Origin of the sequence: Sphingomonas sp. H160509 (assembly GCF_024124765.2) — a bacterium.
Taxonomy (GTDB): Bacteria; Pseudomonadota; Alphaproteobacteria; order Sphingomonadales; family Sphingomonadaceae; genus Sphingomonas.
Genome location: NZ_JAMXSR020000002.1, coordinates 350,440 through 373,982, shown reverse-complemented (window position 1 = coordinate 373,982; position 23,543 = coordinate 350,440). Strand labels below are relative to the sequence as shown.

Below are 23,543 nucleotides of genomic sequence, written 5' to 3'. Positions count from 1 at the left end.
GGTTTGGTCGCTGTTGAACTTGGTTCCACCCGACAGGCGGTACAATCGTCTCGCCCAACGTTGCGTTCTTAAAATGACGATCGTGTCCCACCGCGTGGTGTAGCTCCAGCCGCGTAGCCGCTTTGATCTTCCGGCATGGCCGGGTCGATCACGCCGCAATGAACGACAACGTGGCGGCGGGATCATCGCTTAATTCTTAACGCTTTCCAGTATCGTGTAGCGCCCCCGATGTGCTGACCGGCCTCCTCTACGGACCAATTAACGCCGTGGCTGCGCCGGTGTTGCACCCGCAATACCAGCAGATCTGCTGGCAATAGGGGATGTCCACGTAGAGCGAGGCGGTTTTATCGGTGGCGATTCCCGTCAGCGCGGCGTGCATGTCCGCGTGGCCGACGGCGTCGGTGAACTCCGCGGCGGTCGGATAGCTAGTGTAGCGCGGCACCGGCACCGCGAGCAGTTCTGGATGATAGGTCCACATGACCGCCAAATGGGCGGCGGCCGGCGTGACGTCTTTGACCGCGGTCAACCCGATCCTTGTCCGCGATCAACGCCGGCGCCGTGCCGCGCGCGTAGCTCGACGGCATTGGATTACAGGAGCCGGACAATGAACGTGTCGATCAAGAGCCTCGCCATCGGTGCGGCATGTGCGGGTATGGCCGTGGCCGCGCCAGCGTTCGCGCAGACCGACGCGGCACCGCGCCAGGGCAATGCCGCCGGTGACGTGCTGCTGCGCGTGCGGACTATCCTGGTCGCGCCGAACGAGAAATCCGGCAGCGTCCTGCCCGCGTTTCCCGGCGAGCATGTCCGCGTCAACGACAGTTTCATGCCCGAGGTCGACGTCACCTACATGGCGACCGATCACATCGGCTTCGAGTTGATCGCGTCGACTACCAAGCATCACGCCGATGGTCGCACCGGCACGACCGGATCGATCGGCAGGCTCGCGTCGACCTGGGTCTTGCCGCCGACACTGACCGCGCAATATCATTTGAACCCCACCGGCAAGGTCCGCCCCTATGTCGGTGCCGGCGTGAACTACACGATCTTCTGGAACGAGAAGGCGTCGGACGGTCTCGTCGCAGCCGTGGGACCGACCGACGTCCGCATGAAGGACAGCGTCGGATGGGCGGCTCAGGCCGGCGTCGATATCGACATCACGCCGAAAGTGTTCCTCAACCTCGACGTCAAATATATCGACATCGAAACGACCGCGCGGTTGCGGACCACGGCGGCCGGCACGCAGCGGGTCGCGATCAGTCTCGATCCGCTGGTGTTCGGCATCGGGCTCGGTATTCGGCTGTGACGACCGGGACGACGAAGCGAGCAGATCCGTTCTGGGGCCGCTCGCATCACCTCGACCGAATGACATTGCGTGAGTTGACGATCGCGTATCTGCAGCATCATGCGATCGTCGCGTATCTGGCGCTGGTCATAGCGTCGGTCGGCGTCTTCGCGTGGCGTCCGGCGGAGGTGGTGCCGACCATCTCGACCATCGCGCTGGTCGTGCTCGCCTATCCGCTGATCTGGTACGCGTTGCACCGCTGGGTGCTGCACTCGCAGTGGATGTTCAAGACGCCGCTGCTCGCAAGCACCTGGAAGCGGATCCATTACGATCATCACCGCGACCCCAACCATCTCGAAGTGCTGTTCGGCGCACTTTACACGACGCTGCCGACGCTGATGCTGGTCGCCGTGGTGCCGGGTTGGCTGATCGGCGGGCTCGGCGGCGCGGCCGCGGGGTTCGCGACCGGGTTGCTGTGCACCTGCGTCTACGAGTTCTTCCACTGCATCCAGCATCTTTCGTACAAGCCGCGGGTCAAATGGCTGGCGGTGATGAAGGCGCGCCACATGGAGCATCATTTCCACGACGAGACGGGCAATTTCGGGATTACCAATTTCGTGTGGGACCGCGTGTTCGGGACGCTCTATCGCCGGCTCGAACGGCCGGCAAAGAGTCCGACGGTTTTCAATCTCGGCTATACCGACGCGGTCGCGAAGCAGTACCCGTGGGTAGCGCGACGATCGCGTCCGACGCCGGAGCGACCGCGAGTTGCCTATCGCACAGCGCGACCATCGCCGGACGGTGGCTGACCATGACCAGCCCCTGCCCGGTTCTAGCCAGCCGGGCGGACAGGCGTTCGGCCACGCAGCGCTCGGTAGCGGCGTCGAGCCCTTCAGTCGGTTCGTCGAGCAACAGCCACGGCGCGCGAACGAGGTAGGCGCGGGCGAGTGCAAGCCGCCGGCGCTCGCCACCCGACAGGCGCACGCCGTGTTCTCCGATCCAGGTGTCGAGACCGTTCGGCAGGGCTTTGATCACGTCGGTCAACGCAGCGTCGGCCAGCACCGCCCACATCGCGGCATCATCGGCTTGCGCGTCGCCGAGCGCGAGGGTGTCGCGGATCGTGCCGGCCAAGAGCGCCGCGTCTTGCGGTGCCCAGCCGAACGTCGCGCGGCGGACGGCGAGCGGGACGTCGACGATATCCTTGCCGTCGATGAAGGCCGTGCCCGGGTTCGCGGCACGCAGGCCGAGCAGGCTCTCCACGAGCGTGGTCTTGCCCGTCCCCGATGCCCCGACCAGCGCGACGCGGATGCCCATAGTGAAGTGCGTTCCGAGCAGATCTAGCGATCGCGCGGCGCCACGGCACGCTGTCGGCTCGTCCTCCGTCGTCTCGCAGGGCAGCAGATCGTCGAGCCGCGCTGTTGCCTCGCGCACAGCGCTTCGCTGGGCCAGGCTGCGCAACACCGGTCCGGCGCCGTCGATCGCCATGACCGCCGCCAGCGCGCACAAGGCCGCGATCGGTGCGCCCGCGGGTGCAGCGAGGATCAGCGCCGCAACGCCTGCCACGCCGAGGGCGATCGCCTGGATGAACTCGAACCAACCGGCCACGCCGGCCTGCGCGCGTTGCGCTTCCGCGAGGCGCAAGCTGCACGCATGGACGGCGTTCATCGCTTCCGCCTCGACGCCATAGCAGCGGAGTTCGGCCGCAGCATCGGCGACACCGGCAAAGGCGTTCTTGAGCGCCCCGCTCGCACGCTGCACCTCGCGCCCAGGTGCATCGAGGCGGCGGGCCAGGACGCTTGCAACCGCCAGCAGACCGACGAGGCACAGCACGAGCGCAGACGCCGGCCGCCACCCTCCCAAGGCACATAACAACAGGCCACTCGCAAGCGCCGCGATCATGCCGGGCATGGCGGAGAGCCGGACGAACTGCGCCTCGACGACGTTCACGTCCTGGACGATGCGGGCGGTCGCCTCGCCCCGTGTCAGCGCGAGCGCGTGTTCCGCGGGCCCGCGCGCGAGACCGAGAAACAGCGCGGGGCGGATGCGAGCGAGCGCGCCGAACGCCGCGTCGTGACTGGCGAGCCGCTCGCCGTAACGCCCGGCGGTCCGAAGGATCGCGAGCAGGCGGATACCTGCGCTCGGGAGCATGTAGTTGAAGCCCTGCGCGGCGATCGTCCCGGCGAGCCCCGCAACCGCGGCGGCAGTGATGAACCAGCCCGACAGCCCGAGCAACACGACCGAGGCGATCGCGACGACCGCCGCATAGCCGCTCGCGCGCCACAGGCCGTAGTGTTGCCGTCGACGCTCGTCGGCGATGAGGGTGTCGAACCCGGTCATGGCCGCTCTCCAAGGTCGATGACGATGTCCGCGATCGCAGCCAGCCGTGCGCTGTGCGTCGCGATGATCGTGGTGCGCCCTACGCAGGCGCGCGCGATCGCATCGATCAGGTGCGCTTCGGATGCGGCGTCGAGGTGCGCGGTCGGCTCGTCGAGCAACAGCACGGGCGCTGGCTTCAACAGCGCGCGGGCGAGTGCGATCCGGCGCCGTTCTCCACCGGACAATCCGCTACCACGGGCGTCGATCGCTGCGTCCAATCCGCCGCGGGCTAGCAGCATCGGTGACAGCCCCGCGGTCCGTGCGACCTCCGCGATTCGCTCGACCGACGCGCTTGGGTCGGCCAGAGCGATGTTCGAGCCGATCGTCCCGGGCAGGATCAGCGGCGATTGCCCCATCCACGCGGCGATCGGCGCGATGCTGCCGATCTTGGATAGGTCGAGAACCGTCCCGGCATCTGCTGCGCCCCTCCCTGGAAGGGAGGGGTTGGGGGTAGGTTGGTCGGCTTGTGTCACTGCCGTTCGAACATGCGGAAGCCGACCCACCCCCGCGCCCCTCCCTTGCAGGGAGGGGGGAGTGCCAATGGTGACGCTGCCCTCGGATAAGGGGGCAAGACCGAGAAGCAGGTGAAGCAGACTGCTTTTGCCGCTGCCCGATGGGCCGACCAGCGCGACGATCATGCCGGGGCGCGCCTCGAAAGAAACGCCGGATACCGCAGCGCTGTCCTGCTCGGCATAGCGGATCGTAACGGAATCGAAGCGGATCGACGGCGCGGCGTCGCACCAGACCGGCTCGACCGACGACCGCGTTCCCTTGTCCCGCTCGACCGCTGCCAGCCGCTCGGTCGCGGTCTCCGCTGCCTGTCGGTCGTGATACGCCGCCGCCAATCGGCGCATCGGCGCGTAGAATTCGGGAGCGAGCGCCAGCACGAAGAACGCGCGGCCGAGGTCGAGCTTTTCGGGCACAGGGAACGGGAGCAGGCCCAGCAGATTGAACCCGGCACACACCGCGACCAGCGCAACTGACAGCGCGGCGAAGAACTCGAGCGCACCCGACGACAGGAACGCGACGCGCAACACGCGCATCGTCCGCCGTGCCAGATCCTCCGCGGCGTCGCCGAGCGCGGCGGCCTCGCGCTCCTCCGCCCGAAAGACCAGCACGATCGGCAGTGCACCGATCCGGTCCGCGAAAAGCCCCGACAGCCGGGCGAGCGCGATGAACTGGCGGCGTGACGCATCCGCGGCGGCGCCGCCCGCCAGGACCATTGCTGCCAGGAACGGAAAGAACGTCGCCACGAGGATGGTGGCCGCGATCGGGCTGGCGACAGCGGTCGCGCCGAGCACGATCAGCGGCGCGATCGACGCCGCCATCCGCGCGGGCAGGAAGCGCGACACATAGCCGTCGATCGCGTCGACCTCGTCCACCGCGGCACTCATCAGCGTGCCGGTGGTAGCGTCCGATCCAGGCGTGCGGTGCAGCGCGGCGTCGACGATGCGCCGCCGCAACCACGTCTTCGCCCGGTACGCACCGCTCGCGCCAACGCGCGTCGCCAGCATCGAAAACGCACCGCGCGCGATCGCCGAAGCGCTCGCCAGCAAAACCCACGGCGCCATCACCACGACGCCTTCGGGGACCGCAACGACCCCACCCGCCAGCCCTGCGGCGAACCCAATTGCCGCGACGGTGTCGAGCAGCAACAGGCTCGTCGAAACCCGAACGCCGCCACCGTCCGCGACGACAGCCTTCAGATAAGTGCGTGACGCCAGCGTCCGGTCCTTGGCGATACTATTCATGCCCCCGCAATCGACGGAGCGCCCACGCGCGTCTTTGACCGCGGTCAATGTTCGCGTCGCCGCCCGCGCCTAGCCCGTCACCCAGACACGACCGTCGACGGCCGTGTGGGGAGCATAATCATGGACCTTGGGGTCATCGATCTGTCGCGGCTGCAATTCGCGCTGACCGCCTTGTACCATTTCCTGTTCGTGCCGCTGACGCTCGGGCTGTCGATGATGCTGGTCATCATGGAGGCAGTATACGTGATGACGAACCGGCCGATCTGGCGCGTCATCACGCGGTTCTGGGGGGCGGATCTTCGCGATCAACTTCGTGCTGGGCGTCGCCACCGGGCTGACGATGGAGTTCCAGTTCGGCACCAACTGGTCGTATTTCTCGCATTACGTCGGCGACATCTTTGGCGCCCCGCTGGCGATCGAGGGGCTGATGGCGTTCTTCCTCGAGGCGACGTTCGTCGGGCTGATGTTCTTCGGCTGGGAGCGGCTGTCGAAGCTCGGCCACCTGACCGTCACGTGCATGGTCGCGCTCGGCACCAACTTATCGGCGCTGTGGATCCTCGTTGCCAACGGCTGGATGCAGAACCCGACCGGCGCGGAGTTCAACACCGACACGATGCGGATGGAGGTCAGCGATTTCGGCGCTGTGCTGTTCAACCCGATCGCACAGGCCAAATTCGTCCACACCGTCAGCGCGGGCTATGTCTGCGCCTCGGTCGTGGTGCTCGGCATCTCGGCGTTCTGGCTACTCAAGGGACGCTACACCGCGGTTGCGCGCCGTTCGATGACGGTCGCCGCCGCATTCGGGCTCGCCGGATCGCTGTCGGTCGTCGTGCTCGGCGACGAGAGCGGCTACGCACTCACCGACAACCAGAAGATGAAGCTCGCCGCGATCGAGGCCGCCTGGCATACCGCCCCTGCCCCTGCCGGGCTGACGCTGTTCGGGATGCCCAACGTCGCCCTGCGCGAGACGCGATACGAGGTGCAGGTGCCCTGGGTCCTCGGCCTGATCGCCACGCGCAGCCTCGACAAGGAGGTAACCGGCATGTCCGAACTGGTGCTGAAGGCGCAGGAACGGATTACGTCAGGCGTCATCGCCTATGACGCGGTCCAGCATTTGAAGGTCGACCGCACCGACGTCGCGCAACGTGCGCGGTTCGAGGCGCACAAGCGTGACCTCGGCTATGCGCTGCTGCTCAAACGCCACGTCGCGGATCCGCGCGCGGCGAGCCCGCAGTTGATCGCGGCGACCGCATGGGACGTGGTGCCGAATGTGCCGCTCATGTTCTGGAGCTTCCGGATCATGGCGTTCATCGGCTTCTTCATGATCGCGCTGTTCGGCACCGCGTTCGTGCTGACCTCACTGCGGATGCACACGCAGACGCGCTGGTTCCTGAAGCTCGCGGTCATTGCGATCCCGCTACCCTGGATCGCGATCGAGCTCGGCTGGATGCTCGCCGAGATCGGTCGCCAGCCCTGGGCGATCGAGGGCGTGCTGCCGACCTTCCTGGCCGCATCGTCGCTGACCCGCGGCGTGCTGAGGACGACGATCATCGGCTTCACCGCGATCTACGGCACGCTGGCGGTGATCGAGGTGCGGCTGATCCTCGCGACGATCCGCAAGGGGCCATTCGAGCATGACGAGGATCCACAACCGGCGCCCGGCCCGATCCCCGCCGCCGCCATCACCGCCTGACAGGAGACACGACGATGTTCGAATATGAAACGCTGCGTCTGATCTGGTGGGTGTTGCTCGGCACGCTGCTGATCGGGTTCGCGCTGACCGACGGCTTCGATCTCGGTGTCGCAGCACTGCTGCCGTTCGTGGGGCGCACCGATGCCGAGCGGCGCATGGTGATCAACGCGATCGGGCCGACCTGGGAGGGCAACCAAGTGTGGTTCATCGTCGGCGGTGCGGCGATCTTCGCAGCGTGGCCGTTCGTCTACGCGATCAGTTTTTCCGGCTTCTACCTCGCGATGTTCCTTGTCCTGGCGGCGCTGATCCTGCGCCCGGTGGGATTCAAATACCGCTCGAAGCGCCCCGACGTGGCGTGGCGCTCGCGCTGGGACTGGGCGTTGTTCGTCGGCGGGTTCGTCCCCGCACTCGTGTTCGGCGTCGCGGTCGGCAATGTCCTGTCGGGCGCCCCCTTCCGCCTCGACAGCGACCTGCGCGCGTTCTTCGACGGCAGCTTCCTCGGCCTGTTCACGCCGTTCACGCTTTTATGCGGCCTGCTATCGGTAGCGATGCTGGTGCTGCACGGCAGCGCGTGGCTGGCGATCAAAGTCGAGCATGGCCCGGTCCACGATCGCGCGCGCAAGTTCGGCACGGTCGCTGGACTCGCCTCGCTCGCGCTGTTCGCAGCCGGCTGGGCGTTCGTCGCCTATGGCGACATCGGCTACCGCATCGTCGGCGCGATCGATCCGTCGGGCCCGTCCAATCCCTTGCGCACCACCAGCCAGTTCGCGCGCGGCGGCTGGCTCGCCAATTACGCCCTGTATCCGTGGATGATGATCGCCCCCGTGCTCGGTTTCGGCGGAGCGGCACTCGCGTTGTTCGGCATCCGACGCGGATCGGAGAGCGCGGCGTTCGCGGGATCATCCGCGTCGGCCGTTGGCATCATCGCGACCGTCGGGCTGTCGATGTTCCCCTTCATCCTGCCGTCCAGCATCGACTCGCACTCCAGCCTCACCGTCTGGAACGCGTCGTCGAGCGCCAAGACGCTCGGCATCATGCTGTTCGTCACCGTCGTGCTGCTGCCGATCGTCGTCGCCTACACCGCCTGGGCCTACAAGGTGATGTTCGGCCGCGTGACCACGCAAGAAGTCGCGACCAACCCCGATTTCTACTGATTCCGAACGCTAAGGATATCTGATCATGTGGTATTTCACCTGGGTACTCGGCCTCGGGCTCGCGGTCGGCTTTGGCATCCTCAACGGCATCTGGCACGAGTTTCATTTGCCGATCGAGGACGACGCGGACGCCCCTGCGAATTCATAACGCTGGCGTAAAGAATTCGCGCGGATATCGTGGACCTTCATACTATACTCGATCGATGGCTCACCACGACATCTGCGCGGACTGCGCCGTACGCGACCAAGCCTTATGCAGCAGCCTCAGCGACGTCGAGCTGAGCGCACTGAATACGCTCGGCCGCCGTCGCAAGATCGCGCGCGGCCAGACGCTGATCTGGGCAGGCGACGAAAGCATCATTTGCGCGAACCTGTTGTCGGGCGTTCTCAAGCTGGTGGCGGCGACGCCCGATGGTCGCGAGCAGATCGTCGGGCTGCTGTATCCCGCCGATTTCGTCGGCCAGCCCTATGCGGGGCAAGCCGACTTCACGATCACCGCGCTGACCGAGTCGGAACTGTGCATATTCCCGCGCGACGCGTTCGAACGCGTGCTGGAAGATCATGTACGGATGGAGCGGCAGTTGCTGCAGCGGACACTGGCCGCGCTCGGCGTCGCCCGCACGCGGATATTGTCGCTCGCGCGCAAGTCCGCGCAGGAGAAGATCGCCGGCTTCCTACTAGACATGGCCGTGCGCGCCACTGCGACGGGGTGTCGCGCGACGCCGGACGGGCCGATGACGTTCGACCTGCCGCTCACACGCGGACAGATCGCCGACGTTCTCGGGCTGACGATCGAGACGGTCAGCCGCCAGATGACCCGGCTCAAGACCGCCGGCGTGATCGCATTGCCCGGCGGCCGCGCGATCACGATCTCGGACCCGGATGCGCTGCAAGGCCTAGCCGAGGCGGCCTAGACCGCGTTCCGCTCGCCAAGCCCACGCACGAGCATGTCGCGCGCGCCCTGCGTCAGCCGCCCCGCGCCAAGTGTCAGGATCGCGAGTTGGGTAAAGTCCATCGCCTGCCGAGCCCCGTCGAAGAAATTGCGCAACATATAGCCGAACGCTTCCGCACACGGTGTCGAAACGCCGGACAAGGCGGCAAGTATGTCGTCAGCCTGGATCGCATCGCTGATATGGCGCGCACGCACGCGCCTCATCACTGCAGCCGTGAGCGGATCGCCTACGGCCCGCGCGAACAGCGCATCGATCACCGCAGTCTCATCGCGCGCGTGACTGACCACAACGGCGCGCAGGTCGCAGCAGATTGCATCGGCGTCGGCAGTTGGCAATCGACCGGGCAACGCATCGGCGTATCCCTCCAGCCGGTTGCACATGACCCAAAGCCTGGCATGAGCGGCCAGTAGTGGTTCCAGGTCGAGTTCGCGGATGAACTGCCGGCGCACGGAGAACGGTACGACGCGCGTGGCAAACTCGTCATGCTCGGTCATCGAGGCTCTCCCTGAACCTCAATGACATGTCCCCCCGCGCATGACATTGACGACGGTCAATCAAGCCGATCGCTCCGCTGCCTCCGGCTCGCGAAGGCGGTCGCGGAACTCCGTCAATTGTGAGCGATAGCCGTCGGCATCGCCATATTCGAGGAACTCGTAATAGCGGTGGAGCGGATCGCTGACGCGCAGCGCGTGCTTGATCGGGCACCAATATTGCTCAGTCCGGCTGCTGACTTCGCGGACGAACCCGACAAGCGCGTTGGCGTAGGAGCAGAAGGCGCAATTCAGCGCCTCGATCCGGTTCAGGTAGCCCAGATGCGCACGATCGAACATGATGTAGTCGCCGCGCCGGACCCGCGCGATCCCGTACGCGCGAAAGCAGATCACCTGGTACAGGCTCACCCACGCATCGACGATCAGCAGCGGCACAATCAGCGAATAGATTACCGGCGCAGTCACGATCGAGACCAGATCTGAGCGCGCTACGAAGCGCAACACCGATACTTTCAACCGCCGTTGCGCATCGAGCACGCCGTGTTCGAACCCGACGATGCGGCCGGTGAGCTCGATGCCGAGCGCACGCCGCCGGCTTTCGATCTCGCGGTCGAGTTCGCCCTGGAGCCGGACGATCTCGTGCGCGAGATCCTGCATCCGCTGAATGTCGATTGTCATGCGGTCTCCTCACGGGCGGAGATCGCCCTTCGAAGCCAGCCTAGCCTCCGCCAATTGTGTCGGTAGCGTCGGAAACTACGTGTTTCCCGACGCTGCGGGGGGCGCCGGCCTTGGAGTTAGACAAGGAGTGCATCGCCATCGGTGGCGCACAATCGCAAAGGACATCACGATGATCGAACTCGTCAGCGAGCGTGCAGACGTCGCGCATACACCATCGGCCGTGTCGTGGAGCGCCGACCTGACGACGCGCGACGGCTATGTCTTCCACGTCCGCCCTGCGTCGCCCACCGACGAACCCGCGCTCGGCGAGTTCTTCGAGCATGTCGACAAGGAAGACCTCCGGTTCCGGTTCCTCAGCGCGATCCACAAGGTCGGTCACGACCAGCTCCGCGCGCTGGTCACGGTCGATCACGAACATACCGAAAATTTCCTCGCCTTCGATCCCGCCACCAACCGGATCGTCGCAACCGCGATGCTGGCCGCCGACGAGAGCCTCACCCGCGCCGAAGTCGCCATCGCGATCCGCACCGACTTCAAACGCCGCGGGGTAAGCTGGACGCTGCTCGATCATGTTGCGGCGTTCGCCCGTGCAAAGGGGATCACGATGCTCGAGTCGATCGAGAGCCGCGACAACCACCAGGCGATCGACCTGGAACGCGAACGCGGCTGGGTCGCATCCGCCTGTCTGGGCGATCCGACGTCCATGATGCTGCGGATGACGCTGTCAGCCTGACGCTGACATCTCCAACGCCTCAACATAGGTCGCGGTGCAGACGATCGACCCGAGCCGGGCGCGGGCGAGCATGGCGGCCGGTTGCGAGGCCATACCGCACAGGATCACGCGGATTTGTGTGGTCGCGGCTCGCCGCAGAAGCTCGGCGATTGCGGCGACACCGCTCGCATCGAGCATCGGCACGCGCTCCAATCTCAGGATCAGCACGCGCGGCACACTGCCCAACCGGCGATAGGTATCCATCAACCCGGCCGCGACGCCGAAGAAGAACGGGCCGTCGATCCGGAACATCTCGACGCCCTCCGGCAGCGCGCCCCGTTCGGATAGCGCATCGTCGTCGGGCCCGGTAATCGCGACGGTCTCGCTCATCCGCGCCATGAACAGCAAGGCGGCGAGCGTCACGCCGACGCCGATCGCCACCGTGAGGTCGACGAGCACCGTCAGCACGAACGTCAGCAGCAACACCGCGCGGTCGCTATTCGGCATCCGCAACAGGCCGACGAAGCGCTCCTGCTCGCTCGTGCCCCAGGCGACGACGAACAGGATCGCCGCCAGCGCCGCCATCGGCACGAACGCCATCAGTCGCCCACCGAACACCACGAACAGCAGGACGAACACTGCGTGGAGCATGCCTGCGACGGGGGTCCGCGCGCCGGCCTTGATCGCGGTCGCGGTGCGCGCGATCGCACCGGTCGCGGGCAGCCCGCCGAACAGTGCCGAGGCGATGTTGGCGACGCCTTGCGCGACTAGTTCCTGGTTCGACCGATGGCGCGATCCGATCATCCCATCCGCGACGACCGCGGAGAGGAGCGCCTCGACGCCGGCGAGAAACGCGATCGTGAACGCCGATGGCAGTACCGCCTGGAGCTTTGCCATCGTCCAAATGGGGAAAGCCGGCGTCGCGATCCCACTCGGCATCGCCGGAAAGCGCGAACCGATCGTCGCGACATGCACGCCGCTCGCGATGACGACGACCGATGCTAGTACGACCCCGACCAGGAACCCCGGCACGCGCGGTGCAATCCGCTTGAGGATCAGGATGACGGCGAGTGCGCCCATGCCGACCACGACGGTCGGGGCATCGATGGTTCGGATCGCTCCGACATAGGCTAGCCATTTCGGCAGGAAGTCGGCTGGAACCGCGGCCATGCCAAGTCCGAGAAAGTCGCGGACCTGGCTCGACGCGATGATCACCGCGATGCCGGCGGTGAAGCCGGTAACGACGGTATAGGGGATAAACCGGATCAGCGTGCCGAGCCGCGCATAGCCCGCAACGATCAGGATGACGCCCGCCAGCAACGTCGCGAGGATCAGGCCGTCATAGCCGTGTCGCGCGATGACGGTGAACACCACGACGACGAACGCGCCGGTGGGTCCGCCGATCTGGACGCGCGATCCGCCGAGCGCGGACACGAGGAAGCCCGCGACGATCGCGGTGATCAGCCCCTTGTCGGGCGACGCGCCGCTGGCGATGCCCAGCGCCATCGCCAAGGGCAGCGCGACGACCGCGACCGTCGCACCCGCGATCGCATCCGCGCGCAACGTGGCAAGCGAATAGCCTTCGCGCATCGTTGTGACGATCTTCGGGATGAAGGCGATCATCGGCGTTGCTGCCAGATAACGACGGCTTGCTTTGTCGCCTCGGTGACCAAAACTGTCCCCAATACCGCGGCAACGCAGAACCGCAGCGTCGGGGCAGAGACCGGTGCAGTCCCAAGCACGCTGCCAGAGCGGCGGCCAGAGCATCGCAGTCGCCTGCAACGCGAGCGCAATGCCTATGCCGAGCAGCAACCAAGCATTTGACAGCACAGGCTCGCGATAAATCGAGCGGCGTTCGCTGCGCATGCACAGCACATAGGCGTTCTGGAACAGCACGGTCATCAGCAGCACCGCGTTCTGTATCTCGGCGAGCGGGCGCCCCCTCGCGCTGCATGTCCGCAACGAGATACAGCGCGAGCCCGATCATCAGCAAAGCGGGCGGGATCATCAGTGCGATCGCGCTCCGGTCGAGGATCGGCGCGCTAGGCGGACGCGGCGGCTGGCGCAGTTCATCGCCCTCGCCTCGACCGAAGCCGAGCATCACGTCCTGCGCGCCGTTGGTGACGAGGTTGAGCCACAGCAACTGCACAGCGGTCAGTGGCATCGGCAGGCCGAACACGACCGCACCGATGAACATCCCGATCTCGGCGACCCCCGTCGCGAGCAGGATGATGACAATCCGCCGGACATTGGCATAGGTGACGCGGCCCTCCTCGACGCCTGCAACGATCGACGCGAAATTATCGTCGGCGAGCACCAGGTCGGCAGCGCCCCGCGCAACGTCGGTGCCGGCAACGCCCATCGCCACGCCGATATGCGCCGCCTGGAGCGCAGGCGCGTCGTTGACGCCGTCGCCGGTGACCGCGACAAGTTCGCCACTCGCGGCGAGGATGCGGACGATCTCGAGCTTCTGCACCGGTTCGATCCGCGCGAACACGCGTCCGCCGAGGATGAGCGCCGCGAGCTGCTCGGGCTGTTCTGCAAGCTCCGTCATTTGATGGCCCGTGACGACCTGTTCCGGCGCGACCTCAAGCCCCAGCCCGCGGGCGATGGTGAGCGCGGTGCCGGAATGATCGCCGGTGACCATCCGTACGCCGATCCCCGCCTCGGCACAGCGCGCGATCGCGGCGGGGACTTCGGGACGGACCGGGTCGATCAGTCCGATCCAGCCGAGCAGCACGAGGTCGCTAGGTGCCATCGGATCGGTTGTGGTCTCGCCGTCCGACACGGCTACGGCGATCACGCGGTAGCCTGCGCTTGCCATCGCGGTGGCGGCGGCGAGCGCGGCGGGATCGATGGCGCGACACATCTGCCGGATGATTTCAGGAGCGCCCTTGGCAAACACACGCACGCCCGCTCCTTCCGCAACTGCGACGGTCGAGAATTTGCGGACCGGTTCGTACGGCAGCGCCGCCGTGCGTACGACCGCATGAAGCGCGGCCAGATCCTCGCCACCATCGCTCGCGAACTGCAGCAGCGCGACGTCGACCGAGTCCCCGACCGGCTGGCCATCAGGCCCAATCGACGCCTCGTTGCAGAGCGCAGCGGTGCGGCGGATGTCGGCTAGATCGCCATCATGCCAGTCGGTGCTCGCGAACGTCCGTCCATTCGCCAGCAGTATCTTCTCCACCGACAATATGTTCCGCGTCAGCGTCCCCGTCTTGTCGCTAGCGATGATCGTGCACGCACCGAGCCCCTCGACCGCGGGCAGCGAGCGGACGATCACGTTGCGCGCCGCCATCCGCCTGGTCCCCGCCGCCAACGCCACCGTCACCGCGATCGACAGGCCTTCGGGGATCGCCGACACCGCCAGCGCCACCGCGAGAAACAGAATCTGGTCGCCCGGCCGCCCCTGCACCAGCAGGACGAGCGCGAACGGGATGATCAGCGCGATCGTGCCGATGCCGATCTGCCGCGCCAACCGATCGAGCCGAATGACGAGCGGCGGCGGGGTCGGCTTGGCGGTCCGCAACGACGCGTCGATCGCGCCGAGTGCGGTATCCGCGCCCGTCGCGACGACGATGCCGGAGCCACGCCCCTGCTCTATCATCGTCCCCGCCAGCGCCATCGTCGCGCGCTCGCCCGGCGGCGTCCGGTCGGGGACGAGCGCCGCGTGGTCCTTCACGACCGCGACGGATTCGCCGGTGAAGGTCGACTGGTCGACGCTGAGCGCGCTGCTCGACGACAGGCGGATGTCGGCGGGGACGGCCATGCCGCTTTCGAGTTCGACGACGTCGCCGACGACGATATCGCGCGCATCGATCACCGATACCGCATCGTCGCGCCGGACCATCGCGGTCTGGCCGATCATCTGCCCGAGCGCTGCGAGGCTACTCGCGGCCTTGCTCTCCTGCACCGTGCCGATCGCCGCGTTGACGAGCAGGACGACCGCGATGAACCCCGCATCGGTGCGATGGCCGAGGCCAAGCGAGACCACAGCCGCCGCGATCAGCAGGTAGATCAGCGGGCTGTTGAACTGCCGCACGAACAGCAGCAGGACGGACGGCACCGGCGGTGGCGCCAGCTCGTTCGGGCCGTCCGCGATCAGCCGCGCCGCTGCGGCCTTGGAGCTCAGCCCTCCGCGTCCCGTATCGAGCAACGCCGCCACCCGGTCGATCGACGTCGCGTGCCATGCCGTAACGGAAGCGCGCGCCTTGTCGATCGGTCGCTCGGCGATCACTGGCCGGTCGCCTCGATGATCGTCACGGGCGTGCCGGTACCGGCACTCGCCAGCGTCTCACGCGTCACCAGCAACGTGGTGCCGGGCGTCATCACGGTCGCGAGCGCGGTGCGGAAGCCGTCCGGAAGATGCCCCTTGGTGCGGTCCTCGGGGCTAAGTTCGCCGGTCCTCGGGTCGCCCGGCAGCGGCAGGCGCAGCCAATGCTCGCCGCCCGTATCGATAGATTGCAGCGTGAATGCGGAGGTCCGATCAATGGTGACATCGACCGCGATCCCGCTCGATCCAATCTCGATGCCGTTCCGCAGGACGACCACGCGCCGGTCTCGTCCACTGACCACGATCGATACCGGCCCCTTGGGTGACAGCGTCGGGTTCCAGACATAATCCTTGCCCGCTTTCGGCGCAGCGCTCGTCGCCGCCAATAGGCTTGGCGTTGCGGCGACTACTGGAACGCGCGCGTCCTGCGTAATGACAACGGTGATACCCAGCCGGGTGATCCCGAACAGCAATTTCGCGAACGCCGGCGGCAGGCGGATGCAGCCGTGCGACGCGGGATAGCCCGGCAGATTGCCCGCATGCATCGCGATCCCGCCCCAGGTCAGCCGCTGCATGAACGGCATCTGCGCATCCTTGTAGACGTTCGACACGTGATCGGCGTCTTTCTGGAGTACGGTGAAGACCACGGTCGGCGTCGCATGACCATCGCTGCCGGTCGACACGGTCGAAACCCCGATCGGCACGCCGTTGCGATAGGCATAGGCTTTTTGCGTGGCGAGGCTGACGATCACCGTGACCGGGCCGGCCGGCGCGATCTCGGGTGCCCAGAGATACTCGCCGGGCTTGAGGTGCTCGGTCTGACCGTCGACGCTCGGCGGCACCTGCGCCAAAGCCGTCGTAGCGAACGTCAGCGCGAGCGCGAGGCGGCACGTCAGGCAGCGCGTCGTCATAATGGTTCCGATCGAAGAGGTGTCGCCGAACAGGGCGGTCGACCAGACGCTATCGATCGCGCCGCCCCCGCATCACCATCGGAAACTACGCATCGGATTCCTACGATCCTCCCCCGCCAGGGGAGGGTGGCAGGCGTAGCCTGACGGAGGGGGAGGACACGGAACCTCGGTTACCCTTTCCGCCCCTCCGTCTGGCAAGAGCCAGCCACCTCCCCCTGGCGGGGGAGGATCGTCGGGTCGGCTGTCCGTCACACCACGCCACCGATCAGGAGCCCGATCGCCGCGGTCGCCGCCATCGCGAACGCACCCCAGAAGGTGACGCGGACCGTTCCGCGCCAGACGATCGCACCGCCAGTCTTCGCACCGATCGCTCCCAGTAGCGCGAGGAACACCAATGATCCGCCCGTTACCGCCCAAACCAGCAACGCGGGCGGCACGATGAAGATGGTCAGCAACGGAAGCGCAGCGCCAGCCGTGAAGCTCGCCGCCGACGCAAACGCCGCCTGGCCCGGCCGCGCCCGCGTCCCCACCGTGATCTCCAGTTCGTCACGCGCATGCGCCCCGATCGCATCCTTCGCCATCAGTTGCGCAGCGACCGTCATGGCAGTCGCGCCATCCACCCCCCGCGCGACGTAGATCGCCGCGAGTTCGGCCAGTTCGCCGTGCGGGTCGTCGACCAGTTCGCGCCGCTCGCGCGCGAGTTCGGCGGTCTCGGTATCCGCCTGCGCGCTGACCGATACATATTCACCAGCCGCCATCGACATCGCGCCCGCGACCAGCCCGGCCGTTCCCGCGATGGCGATCGCGCCGACCTGACCACCGGCGACGGCGACGCCGATGATCAGGCTCGCGGTCGATACGATCCCGTCATTGGCACCGAGTACCGCTGCGCGCAGCCAGCCGATCCGGTCGGCGACGTGACGTTCGCGGTGCGACGAAAGCGCGCCCATGTCAGGCGATCTCGAGCATGTTCTCAACCTTCACCGCGCCCGGCGCCGCCCAGGCGGTACGCTCGGCAACCATCCGATCGTGCGGCGAGTCGACCGAGCCGGTGAGCCGCACCGTGCCGCCGTCGACCGACACCTTGATCGTGTCGCCATCGAAAACCACGAGCGGTGCAACGCGGTGCGGATGTCGTTGCTGACGTCGGTGACGTCGACGCGCGGTTTCAGCGTGACGTGGTTGATCACGCCGACCACACCCGCGAGCGGCCGTACCGCCGCCTCTGCCGCGTCCTTCTGAAAATGCCAGCGCACTTCGCCGCGCAGGCTGACCCAGCCGTCCTCGACCTGTGCCTTGATGCTGTCGTGCGGCACGGTGGTATCCCAGGACAACCGCTCGACGATCGCGCTGGCAATGGCCTCGTCCCCGCGCTTGAAGCGGTCCTCCAGCTGCACCTCGATCTCCTCGGCGACCGCCTTGACGCCATCGACCCGCGCGGCGGCACGTTCGGCGGCGTATTTCGCGGCGTAGCTGCCGGCGTGGCCGCTCAGCGTGACGACGCCGTTGTTCGCGGTGACGCCGATGTGCCCGGCGGGGACGCTCGGATCCCAGTTCAGTTCGGCGAGCACGGCTTTCTGCAATCTGGCGTCGTGGGACATGACACTCTCCTGGAGACAGCGCGGAGAGGCCCGAGCCGATGACCGCAGCCTATCGCCGCGACCGATCGCCGACACCGTCGGGAACTACGCAGCCCGTGCTTATGCGTAGTTCCCGATAGTTTCCCGAACCCGCCCGAACGCCGACAGCTTGGTGAAAGAGGGAGACCGCGCATGACCTATTCGACCCTGATGGTGCATCTCGACGGCGGCCGCGCCAACGCGACCCTGCTCGACGTCACCGCGACGCTCGCCGATCAGTACGGCTCAGCGGTGATCGGCATCGCCGCGTGCCAGCCGGTGCCGATCGGTACGTGCGATGGCTATCTCGGCGGCGAATATGCGGTGATCGAACGCGATATCGTCGCCGACGAACTCGCCCGCGCCAAGACCGAGTTCCACGCGCACGAACGGCTCGCGAAGCACGTGCGTGAATGGCGATCGATCCCGACGCTCGCCAACATCGCGCACGTCGTCGCGGAGAATGCGCGCGCCGCCGATCTCGTCATCACCAGCGCCGGGCCCGGCTTCGCCGACCTCGCGACGCATGCCGACACCGGCGACCTGATCCTGCGCGCGGGCCGCCCTGTGCTGGTCGTTCCCGACGGCGCCGCCACCGCAACCTTCGAGACCATCATGATCGCGTGGACCGACACGCGCGAATGCCGGCGCGCGATCAGTGATGCGCTGCCGATGCTCCACGCCGCCGACCGCGTCGTGATCGTCGAGGTCGCGATCGACGCGATCGAGGCGCGCAAACCGATCGACGACGTCACCGCCTGGCTTGCGCGCCACGACGTGGGTGCGGACAAGATCGTCGCGCGGATGAAGGGCACCAGCATCGACACGCTCGCCGGCATCGCGAACGACGTCGAGGCCGACCTCGTCGTCGCGGGCGCCTATGGCCACAGTCGGATCCGCGAATGGGCGTTCGGCGGCGTCACCCGCGACCTGCTGCTGCGCGACCGGCGCTGCACGTTGTTGTCGCACTGAGCCATGACGGGTGCCGCGATCCGCAAGTATCTAGGCTCGGTTGCCAAGGCGAACCGAAGACTAGTCGTCGGCGCCACGATTCTGTCGACGATCGCGATCATCGAAGGACTATTAGCATATAGCGAGTCTTTGGCTTAACATGCGTCATGTTCCGAACGAGGGCGTCATATCATTGCCCCCTGCCGGATCGGACCAGTGTGTCGAACAAGGCCCGCGTCTCAATGACTTGCCTCTGCGCCCCCCGAGCTACCGCACCGCCCGCATGATCGCGGCGCAGTCCCCGCACGATACCGACCCCCAGGCGGTGGCGCGCGGCGATGCGGCGCTGGCGGAGGAACTGGGACTGCTGATCGATGGCGCAACGACCTATGCGATCTACATGCTCGATCCCCGCGGCCGGGTGACGATCTGGAACCGCGGTGCCGAACGCATCAAGGGCTGGGCCGAGACGGAGATCATCGGCCGTGATTTCGCAATCTTCTATCCTGCCGACGATATCGCGGCGGGCAAACCCGCAGCCGACCTCGCCCGCGCGCACTGCGATGGCCGGATTGAGGAGGAAAGCTGGCGAGTCCGCAAGGACGGCTCCGAATTCCTCGCGCACGTGACGATCACCGCACTCCACGATGACGCCGGCGCGCTGCGCGGGTTTGGCAAGGTGATCCGCGACATCACCCACGAGAAGGCCGCCGAGGCCGCGATCGTGCGGCGCGAACATCATCTGCGTTCTATCCTCAACACCGTCCCCGACGCGATGATCGTGATGAACGAGAACGGCATCGTCGCCTCGTTCAGCGCTGCCGCCGAACTGGTCTTCGGCTATGCGGCGCGTGAAGTGATCGGCCAGAACGTCGCGATGCTGATGCCGCAGGTGGAAGCGCGCGACCACGACGCGCACCTGCGGAAATACCGCCACACCGGCGAGCGCCACGTGATCGGCAACGTCCGGCTCGAACGCGCGATGCGCAAGGGCGGCGAGACGTTTCCGATCGAACTCGCGGTCGGCGAGGCGTCGATCGCGGGCGAACGCATCTTCACCGGCTTCATCCGCGACCTCACCAACCGCCACGCGACCGAACGCCGCGTGCAGGAGCTGCAGTCCGAGCTTATCCACGTCTCCCGCGTCAGTGCGATGGGCACGATGGCCTCGACGCTCGCGCACGAGATCAACCAGCCGCTGACCGCGATCGCCAATTACCTCGAGGCGACGCGCGCGATGATCGATGACAGCGCAGACCCGTTGCTGGCCGATATCGCCGAGGCGCTCGACCTGGCGGCGGCGCAATCGCTGAGGGGCGGGCACGATCGTTCGCCGGCTGCGCGCGTTCGTCGATGGCGGTGAGACCGGGTTCCGTGACGAACGCCTGGACCTGCTTGTCGAGGAGGCCACCAGCCTTGGCCTGCTCGGCGCGCACGAGGCCGGCATCACCGTCGTCAATACAACCGCACCGAGCTCGGTCATGGTCCGCGTCGACCGCATCCAGATCCAGCAGGTGCTGGTCAACCTCATCCGCAACGCGATCCATGCGATGGCCGCGGCGCCGGTCCGGACGCTGTCGATCGCCACAGCACCCGAACGCGAGGGTTGGATGCAGATCACCGTCGCGGACACCGGCTCCGGTATCGACACCGACGTCCGCGCGCGCCTGTTCGAGGCGTTCGCGACCACCAAGGAGGACGGCATGGGCCTCGGTCTGTCGATCTGCCGGACGATCGTCGAGGCGCATGGCGGTCGGATCTGGGCAGACGGCGTCGCGGGCGGAGGCACTGCATTCCACTTCACCGTGCCGCTTGCCACCCTTCAGGAAGGCGACACCGATGACTGACCCAAATCGCACGATTCATATCGTCGACGACGACGAGGCGATCCGCCAGTCGGTAGGGTTCCTGCTGCGCAAGGCGGGATATGCGGTCGAAACCTACCCCGCGGGCACGCACTTCCTGAAGTCCGTGAGTCGCGAGACACGCGGTTGCGTTCTGCTGGACGTTCGCATGCCCGACCTCGACGGGTTGGAGGTACAAGCTCGCCTAGCGCAAAACGGCATCGCGCTGCCCGTGATCATGCTGACCGGCCACGGCGACGTCACGCTAGCCGTCCGCGCGATCAAGGCGGGCGCGATCGAGTTCCTCGAAAAACTGTTCGAGCGTAGCGTCTTGCTCGCCGCGATCGAGACAGCACTGGCGCACGCGGCACGGTCCGACCGCGAGCATCTCGCCGCTGCCGACGCGCTCGTCCGCCTCGCCGCCCTCACCCCGCGCGAACGCGACGTGCTCGACGGCATGGTGCGGGGTCGCCCCAACAAGCTGATCGCCTACGACCTCGACATCGCCACCCGCACGGTCGAGGTCCACCGTGCCAATTTGATGGAAAAGCTCTCCGCGCGCAGCTTGTCCGACGTCCTGCGCATCGCATTTTCGGCCGGGCTGGGCGAAACCGCCGAACCGGTCTGAGCAGCGCCCACGCCCCTCGTCTTCTACGTACAGACGCGGGATTGCCCGCGTGTCATCGAAGGTCGCAACGAGGACCACCCGATGACCGACCAATCTATTCAATCGCATGACGGCATCGGCGTTTCGCTCGTCGATGGCGATCCCGCGATCCGTCGCGCCCGCCAGATCATGCTGTTGTCGGAACGGTACGACGTGCGCTCCTACGCGACCAGCGCGGCGCTGCTCGCAGATCCGCGCTCGCGTGATTTCCCGTGTATAATCGTCGACATCGAAAGCGCAGACGGCAGCGGCATGGAAACCCTCCGCGCGATGCGCGCATCTGGTTGGCGTGGTAAAGCGATCCTGCTCGACGGCTCCGTTCCGCCGCCTGCGCTGATCCATGCCGCCGAGCGACACGGCGATCGCATCCTCGACCGCACCACCGGCGACGGCCCCCTGCTCACCGCGATCGCCGCCTCGATCGACCGCGGCTGGTCCGGCTGGAACGCCGACGGTTGAGCTGGCCGCCCCCCTCTTTGCCAAGGACGTTCTTATGCCCACCACTGACCCATTCCATGAAGACCCCGACACCGCGCCTGTCCCGCGCGACGAGGGACGGGCCTTCCTGGTCGGCGGCGGGATTGCATCGCTTGCGGCGGCCTCCTTCCTGATCCGCTACGGTGACATGCGCGGGGCGGATATCACGATCATCGACGAGGGTGCGCTGCTCGGCGGCAGCCTCGATGGCGGTGGATCGCCGGAAAGCGGCTATTCGCTGCGTGGTGGGCGGATGCTGGAATCGAAATATCTATGCACCTTCGACCTGTTCGCCTCGATCCCGACACTGGAGGGCGACAAGACCGTGACGGAGGAGATTTTCGACTGGAACGCAGTGATGAAGACCTCGTCGCATTCCCGGTTGTTTTCGGGCGGCAAACGCCATGTCGCTCCGGAATTCGGGTTGACCGGCCACCATATCCACGGGCTCGAAAGGCTCGCGATCACGCCCGAGGCGATCCTCGACCGCTCGACCATCGCCGACCAGTTCGACGCAGACTTTTTCAAGACCAATTTCTGGCTGATGTGGTGCACGACGTTCGCGTTCCAGCCGTGGCACAGTGCGGTCGAGTTCAAGCGCTATCTGCTCCGCTTCGCGCACATGGTCGGCGGCTTCAACCGGCTCGAAGGGATCATGCGGACACGGCTCAATCAATATGACTCTCTGGTCCGCCCACTGCACGCCTGGCTCGTCGCGCGCGGCGTGCGCTTCCGGATGAAAACGGTCGTCACCGATCTGCGCCTCGCCGACGACGAGGGAATGACCGTCGTTCGTGGCATCCGCATCGCCGAAGGTACGAAGACCAGCGAGATCCGTGTCGATACGGACGATTACGTGCTGCTCACGCTAGGCTCGATGACCGAAGGCTCGAGCCTCGGATCGATGGACGCAGCGCCGGACCTGCTCGGCGCGAACGCCGGCGGCGGGTGGGCGTTGTGGGAAAAACTTGCGGACGGGCGACCGCAGTTCGGCAGGCCGGCGGTCTTCACCGACAACGTCGACCGCTCGAAATGGGTATCGTTCACGACCACGCTCCACGACGCGACCCTGATCGCGCTGATTCGCGACGCGACCGGCAACGTTCCCGGCGAAGGCGGGCTCATCACCTTCCCCGAGTCGAGTTGGCTCGCCTCGATCGTCATCCCCTACCAGCCGCATTTCCTCGGCCAGCCCGACGACGTCGCGGTGTTCTGGGGATATGGGCTTACCGTCGATGCACCCGGCGATTTCGTACGAAAACCAATGGCGGACTGCACTGGACGCGAGATCATGATCGAGATTCTCGGCCATCTCGGCATCGTCGCGGAGACCGAGACGATCCTCGCCAGCGCGACCTGCATCCCCTGCATGATGCCGTTCATCACCAGCCAGTTCATGCCGAGAGGGCACGGCGATCGGCCGGACGTGATACCGGCCGACACCGCCAACCTCGCGGTCATCGGCCAATATTGCGAGCTCCCCGACGACTGCGTCTTCACCGTCGAATATTCAGTGCGGTCAGCGCAGACCGCAGTGTACGCGCTGCTCGGCCTGCGTCGATCGCCGCCCGCAGTCTACAAGGGGATCTTCGATCCGCGCGTGCTGTTCAAGGCGTTCCTCGCGCTCCACGATCTCGCACCCGCCGGCACGCACGGTAGGTAGTTCCCGACGCTGGTGCCGCCGCACCCCGATCGTACGGTTTGGCAA

Annotated in this window: 17 protein-coding genes and 7 pseudogenes; 12 read left to right on the top strand and 12 right to left on the bottom strand. The window is 66.5% G+C overall.

The annotated features are described in order from the left end of the window. Nucleotides 1-268: 268 nt before the first annotated feature. Nucleotides 269-478: pseudogene (locus NHF48_RS03485) on the bottom strand (coproporphyrinogen III oxidase); the annotation flags it as partial. Between the two features lie 132 nt (nucleotides 479-610). On the opposite strand from NHF48_RS03485, the gene NHF48_RS03480 reads away from it, so the two are divergent. Both NHF48_RS03480 and NHF48_RS03475 read left to right on the top strand, forming a co-directional pair. Further along, nucleotides 611-1,303: an OmpW/AlkL family protein gene (locus NHF48_RS03480; protein WP_253072325.1), complete on the top strand. Its 693-nt coding sequence runs from the start codon at nucleotides 611-613 to the stop codon at nucleotides 1,301-1,303. A 59-nt stretch (nucleotides 1,304-1,362) separates the two neighbouring features. After that, nucleotides 1,363-2,091, top strand: a complete 729-nt coding sequence (locus tag NHF48_RS03475) for a sterol desaturase family protein (protein ID WP_253072324.1) — start codon at nucleotides 1,363-1,365, stop codon at nucleotides 2,089-2,091. A 97-nt stretch (nucleotides 2,092-2,188) separates the two neighbouring features. On the opposite strand, the pseudogene NHF48_RS03470 reads toward NHF48_RS03475, so the two are convergent. Both NHF48_RS03470 and NHF48_RS03465 read right to left on the bottom strand, forming a co-directional pair. Next, nucleotides 2,189-2,596 (bottom strand): annotated as a pseudogene (locus NHF48_RS03470) (ATP-binding cassette domain-containing protein); the annotation flags it as partial. A gap of 1,019 nt (nucleotides 2,597-3,615) precedes the next feature. Further along, nucleotides 3,616-5,409 carry an ABC transporter ATP-binding protein/permease gene (locus NHF48_RS03465; RefSeq protein ID WP_253070249.1) on the bottom strand — a complete coding sequence of 598 codons (1,794 nt, stop codon included), beginning with the start codon at nucleotides 5,407-5,409 and terminating at the stop codon, nucleotides 3,616-3,618. Between the two features lie 120 nt (nucleotides 5,410-5,529). Between NHF48_RS03465 and NHF48_RS03460 the strand changes: the two are divergent. The 4 genes and pseudogenes from NHF48_RS03460 to NHF48_RS03445 all read left to right on the top strand — a co-directional run bounded on the left by NHF48_RS03460 (nucleotide 5,530) and on the right by NHF48_RS03445 (nucleotide 9,170). Then, nucleotides 5,530-7,102: pseudogene (locus tag NHF48_RS03460) on the top strand (cytochrome ubiquinol oxidase subunit I). A gap of 14 nt (nucleotides 7,103-7,116) precedes the next feature. Then, complete coding sequence (gene cydB, locus NHF48_RS03455) at nucleotides 7,117-8,256, top strand: cytochrome d ubiquinol oxidase subunit II (RefSeq protein WP_253070248.1); 1,140 nt, start codon at nucleotides 7,117-7,119, stop codon at nucleotides 8,254-8,256. 25 nt (nucleotides 8,257-8,281) lie between these two features. After that, nucleotides 8,282-8,404 carry a cytochrome bd-I oxidase subunit CydX gene (cydX, locus tag NHF48_RS03450; RefSeq protein WP_082470763.1) on the top strand — a complete coding sequence of 41 codons (123 nt, stop codon included), beginning with the start codon at nucleotides 8,282-8,284 and terminating at the stop codon, nucleotides 8,402-8,404. 55 nt (nucleotides 8,405-8,459) lie between these two features. Further along, the gene (locus NHF48_RS03445; protein WP_253070247.1) at nucleotides 8,460-9,170 is read left to right on the top strand and encodes a Crp/Fnr family transcriptional regulator; all 711 of its coding nucleotides are present in this window, start codon (nucleotides 8,460-8,462) and stop codon (nucleotides 9,168-9,170) included. On the opposite strand, the gene NHF48_RS03440 is transcribed toward NHF48_RS03445, so the two are convergent. Further along, on the bottom strand, nucleotides 9,167-9,703 hold the full coding sequence (locus NHF48_RS03440; protein ID WP_253070246.1) for a hypothetical protein: 537 nt from the start codon (nucleotides 9,701-9,703) through the stop codon (nucleotides 9,167-9,169). The genes NHF48_RS03445 and NHF48_RS03440 overlap by 4 nt on opposite strands. Before the next feature lie 60 nt (nucleotides 9,704-9,763). Continuing rightward, nucleotides 9,764-10,378, bottom strand: coding sequence for a hypothetical protein (locus NHF48_RS03435; protein ID WP_253070245.1), 615 nt, complete (start codon nucleotides 10,376-10,378; stop codon nucleotides 9,764-9,766). Between the two features lie 169 nt (nucleotides 10,379-10,547). Here NHF48_RS03435 and NHF48_RS03430 point away from each other — a divergent pair, with 169 nt between their 5' ends. Beyond that, nucleotides 10,548-11,111, top strand: a complete 564-nt coding sequence (locus NHF48_RS03430) for a GNAT family N-acetyltransferase (protein ID WP_253070244.1) — start codon at nucleotides 10,548-10,550, stop codon at nucleotides 11,109-11,111. Here NHF48_RS03430 and NHF48_RS03425 read toward each other — a convergent pair. The 7 genes and pseudogenes from NHF48_RS03425 to NHF48_RS03400 form a co-directional block, all read right to left on the bottom strand. Continuing rightward, complete coding sequence (locus NHF48_RS03425) at nucleotides 11,103-12,596, bottom strand: SulP family inorganic anion transporter (RefSeq protein ID WP_253070243.1); 1,494 nt, start codon at nucleotides 12,594-12,596, stop codon at nucleotides 11,103-11,105. The genes NHF48_RS03430 and NHF48_RS03425 overlap by 9 nt on opposite strands. A gap of 282 nt (nucleotides 12,597-12,878) precedes the next feature. Then, nucleotides 12,879-12,956 (bottom strand): annotated as a pseudogene (locus NHF48_RS25720) (hypothetical protein); the annotation flags it as partial. A 106-nt stretch (nucleotides 12,957-13,062) separates the two neighbouring features. Continuing rightward, nucleotides 13,063-15,330: pseudogene (locus tag NHF48_RS03420) on the bottom strand (cation-translocating P-type ATPase); the annotation flags it as partial. Beyond that, nucleotides 15,327-16,277, bottom strand: coding sequence for a L,D-transpeptidase (locus NHF48_RS03415; RefSeq protein ID WP_253070242.1), 951 nt, complete (start codon nucleotides 16,275-16,277; stop codon nucleotides 15,327-15,329). The gene NHF48_RS03415 and the pseudogene NHF48_RS03420, both read right to left, overlap by 4 nt. 248 nt (nucleotides 16,278-16,525) lie before the next feature. Then, on the bottom strand, nucleotides 16,526-17,227 hold the full coding sequence (locus NHF48_RS03410) for a VIT1/CCC1 transporter family protein (protein WP_253070241.1): 702 nt from the start codon (nucleotides 17,225-17,227) through the stop codon (nucleotides 16,526-16,528). 1 nt (nucleotide 17,228) lies between these two features. Beyond that, on the bottom strand, nucleotides 17,229-17,339 hold the full coding sequence (locus NHF48_RS24610) for a hypothetical protein (RefSeq protein WP_253070240.1): 111 nt from the start codon (nucleotides 17,337-17,339) through the stop codon (nucleotides 17,229-17,231). 275 nt (nucleotides 17,340-17,614) lie between these two features. Then, nucleotides 17,615-17,878 (bottom strand): annotated as a pseudogene (locus NHF48_RS03400) (BON domain-containing protein); the annotation flags it as partial. A 171-nt stretch (nucleotides 17,879-18,049) separates the two neighbouring features. On the opposite strand from NHF48_RS03400, the gene NHF48_RS03395 reads away from it, so the two are divergent. The 5 genes and pseudogenes from NHF48_RS03395 (at nucleotide 18,050) to NHF48_RS03375 (ending at nucleotide 23,498) form a co-directional block, all read left to right on the top strand. Continuing rightward, nucleotides 18,050-18,868 carry a universal stress protein gene (locus NHF48_RS03395; protein WP_253070239.1) on the top strand — a complete coding sequence of 273 codons (819 nt, stop codon included), beginning with the start codon at nucleotides 18,050-18,052 and terminating at the stop codon, nucleotides 18,866-18,868. Between the two features lie 379 nt (nucleotides 18,869-19,247). Further along, nucleotides 19,248-20,694: pseudogene (locus NHF48_RS24605) on the top strand (PAS domain-containing sensor histidine kinase). Next, nucleotides 20,687-21,319, top strand: a complete 633-nt coding sequence (locus NHF48_RS03385) for a response regulator transcription factor (RefSeq protein WP_253070238.1) — start codon at nucleotides 20,687-20,689, stop codon at nucleotides 21,317-21,319. Before NHF48_RS24605 ends, NHF48_RS03385 begins: the two are co-directional and overlap by 8 nt. A gap of 81 nt (nucleotides 21,320-21,400) precedes the next feature. Continuing rightward, complete coding sequence (locus tag NHF48_RS03380) at nucleotides 21,401-21,817, top strand: response regulator (RefSeq protein WP_253070237.1); 417 nt, start codon at nucleotides 21,401-21,403, stop codon at nucleotides 21,815-21,817. Nucleotides 21,818-21,851: 34 nt separating this feature from the next. After that, nucleotides 21,852-23,498: an oleate hydratase gene (locus NHF48_RS03375; RefSeq protein WP_253070236.1), complete on the top strand. Its 1,647-nt coding sequence runs from the start codon at nucleotides 21,852-21,854 to the stop codon at nucleotides 23,496-23,498. The last annotated feature ends 45 nt before the right edge of the window (nucleotides 23,499-23,543 follow it).

What these genes read in the sequence shown, in the direction of transcription:
- NHF48_RS03475 (WP_253072324.1), top strand. Translation starts at nt 1,363, where the DNA reads ATGACATTGCGTGAGTTGACGATCGCGTATCTGCAGCATCATGCGATC.
- NHF48_RS03465 (WP_253070249.1), bottom strand. Translation starts at nt 5,409, where the DNA reads ATGAATAGTATCGCCAAGGACCGGACGCTGGCGTCACGCACTTATCTG.
- cydB (WP_253070248.1), top strand. Translation starts at nt 7,117, where the DNA reads ATGTTCGAATATGAAACGCTGCGTCTGATCTGGTGGGTGTTGCTCGGC.
- cydX (WP_082470763.1), top strand. Translation starts at nt 8,282, where the DNA reads ATGTGGTATTTCACCTGGGTACTCGGCCTCGGGCTCGCGGTCGGCTTT.
- NHF48_RS03445 (WP_253070247.1), top strand. Translation starts at nt 8,460, where the DNA reads ATGGCTCACCACGACATCTGCGCGGACTGCGCCGTACGCGACCAAGCC.
- NHF48_RS03440 (WP_253070246.1), bottom strand. Translation starts at nt 9,703, where the DNA reads ATGACCGAGCATGACGAGTTTGCCACGCGCGTCGTACCGTTCTCCGTG.
- NHF48_RS03435 (WP_253070245.1), bottom strand. Translation starts at nt 10,378, where the DNA reads ATGACAATCGACATTCAGCGGATGCAGGATCTCGCGCACGAGATCGTC.
- NHF48_RS03430 (WP_253070244.1), top strand. Translation starts at nt 10,548, where the DNA reads ATGATCGAACTCGTCAGCGAGCGTGCAGACGTCGCGCATACACCATCG.
- NHF48_RS03425 (WP_253070243.1), bottom strand. Translation starts at nt 12,596, where the DNA reads ATGGCGCTGGGCATCGCCAGCGGCGCGTCGCCCGACAAGGGGCTGATC.
- NHF48_RS03415 (WP_253070242.1), bottom strand. Translation starts at nt 16,277, where the DNA reads ATGACGACGCGCTGCCTGACGTGCCGCCTCGCGCTCGCGCTGACGTTC.
- NHF48_RS03410 (WP_253070241.1), bottom strand. Translation starts at nt 17,227, where the DNA reads ATGGGCGCGCTTTCGTCGCACCGCGAACGTCACGTCGCCGACCGGATC.
- NHF48_RS03395 (WP_253070239.1), top strand. Translation starts at nt 18,050, where the DNA reads ATGACCTATTCGACCCTGATGGTGCATCTCGACGGCGGCCGCGCCAAC.
- NHF48_RS03385 (WP_253070238.1), top strand. Translation starts at nt 20,687, where the DNA reads ATGACTGACCCAAATCGCACGATTCATATCGTCGACGACGACGAGGCG.
- NHF48_RS03380 (WP_253070237.1), top strand. Translation starts at nt 21,401, where the DNA reads ATGACCGACCAATCTATTCAATCGCATGACGGCATCGGCGTTTCGCTC.
- NHF48_RS03375 (WP_253070236.1), top strand. Translation starts at nt 21,852, where the DNA reads ATGCCCACCACTGACCCATTCCATGAAGACCCCGACACCGCGCCTGTC.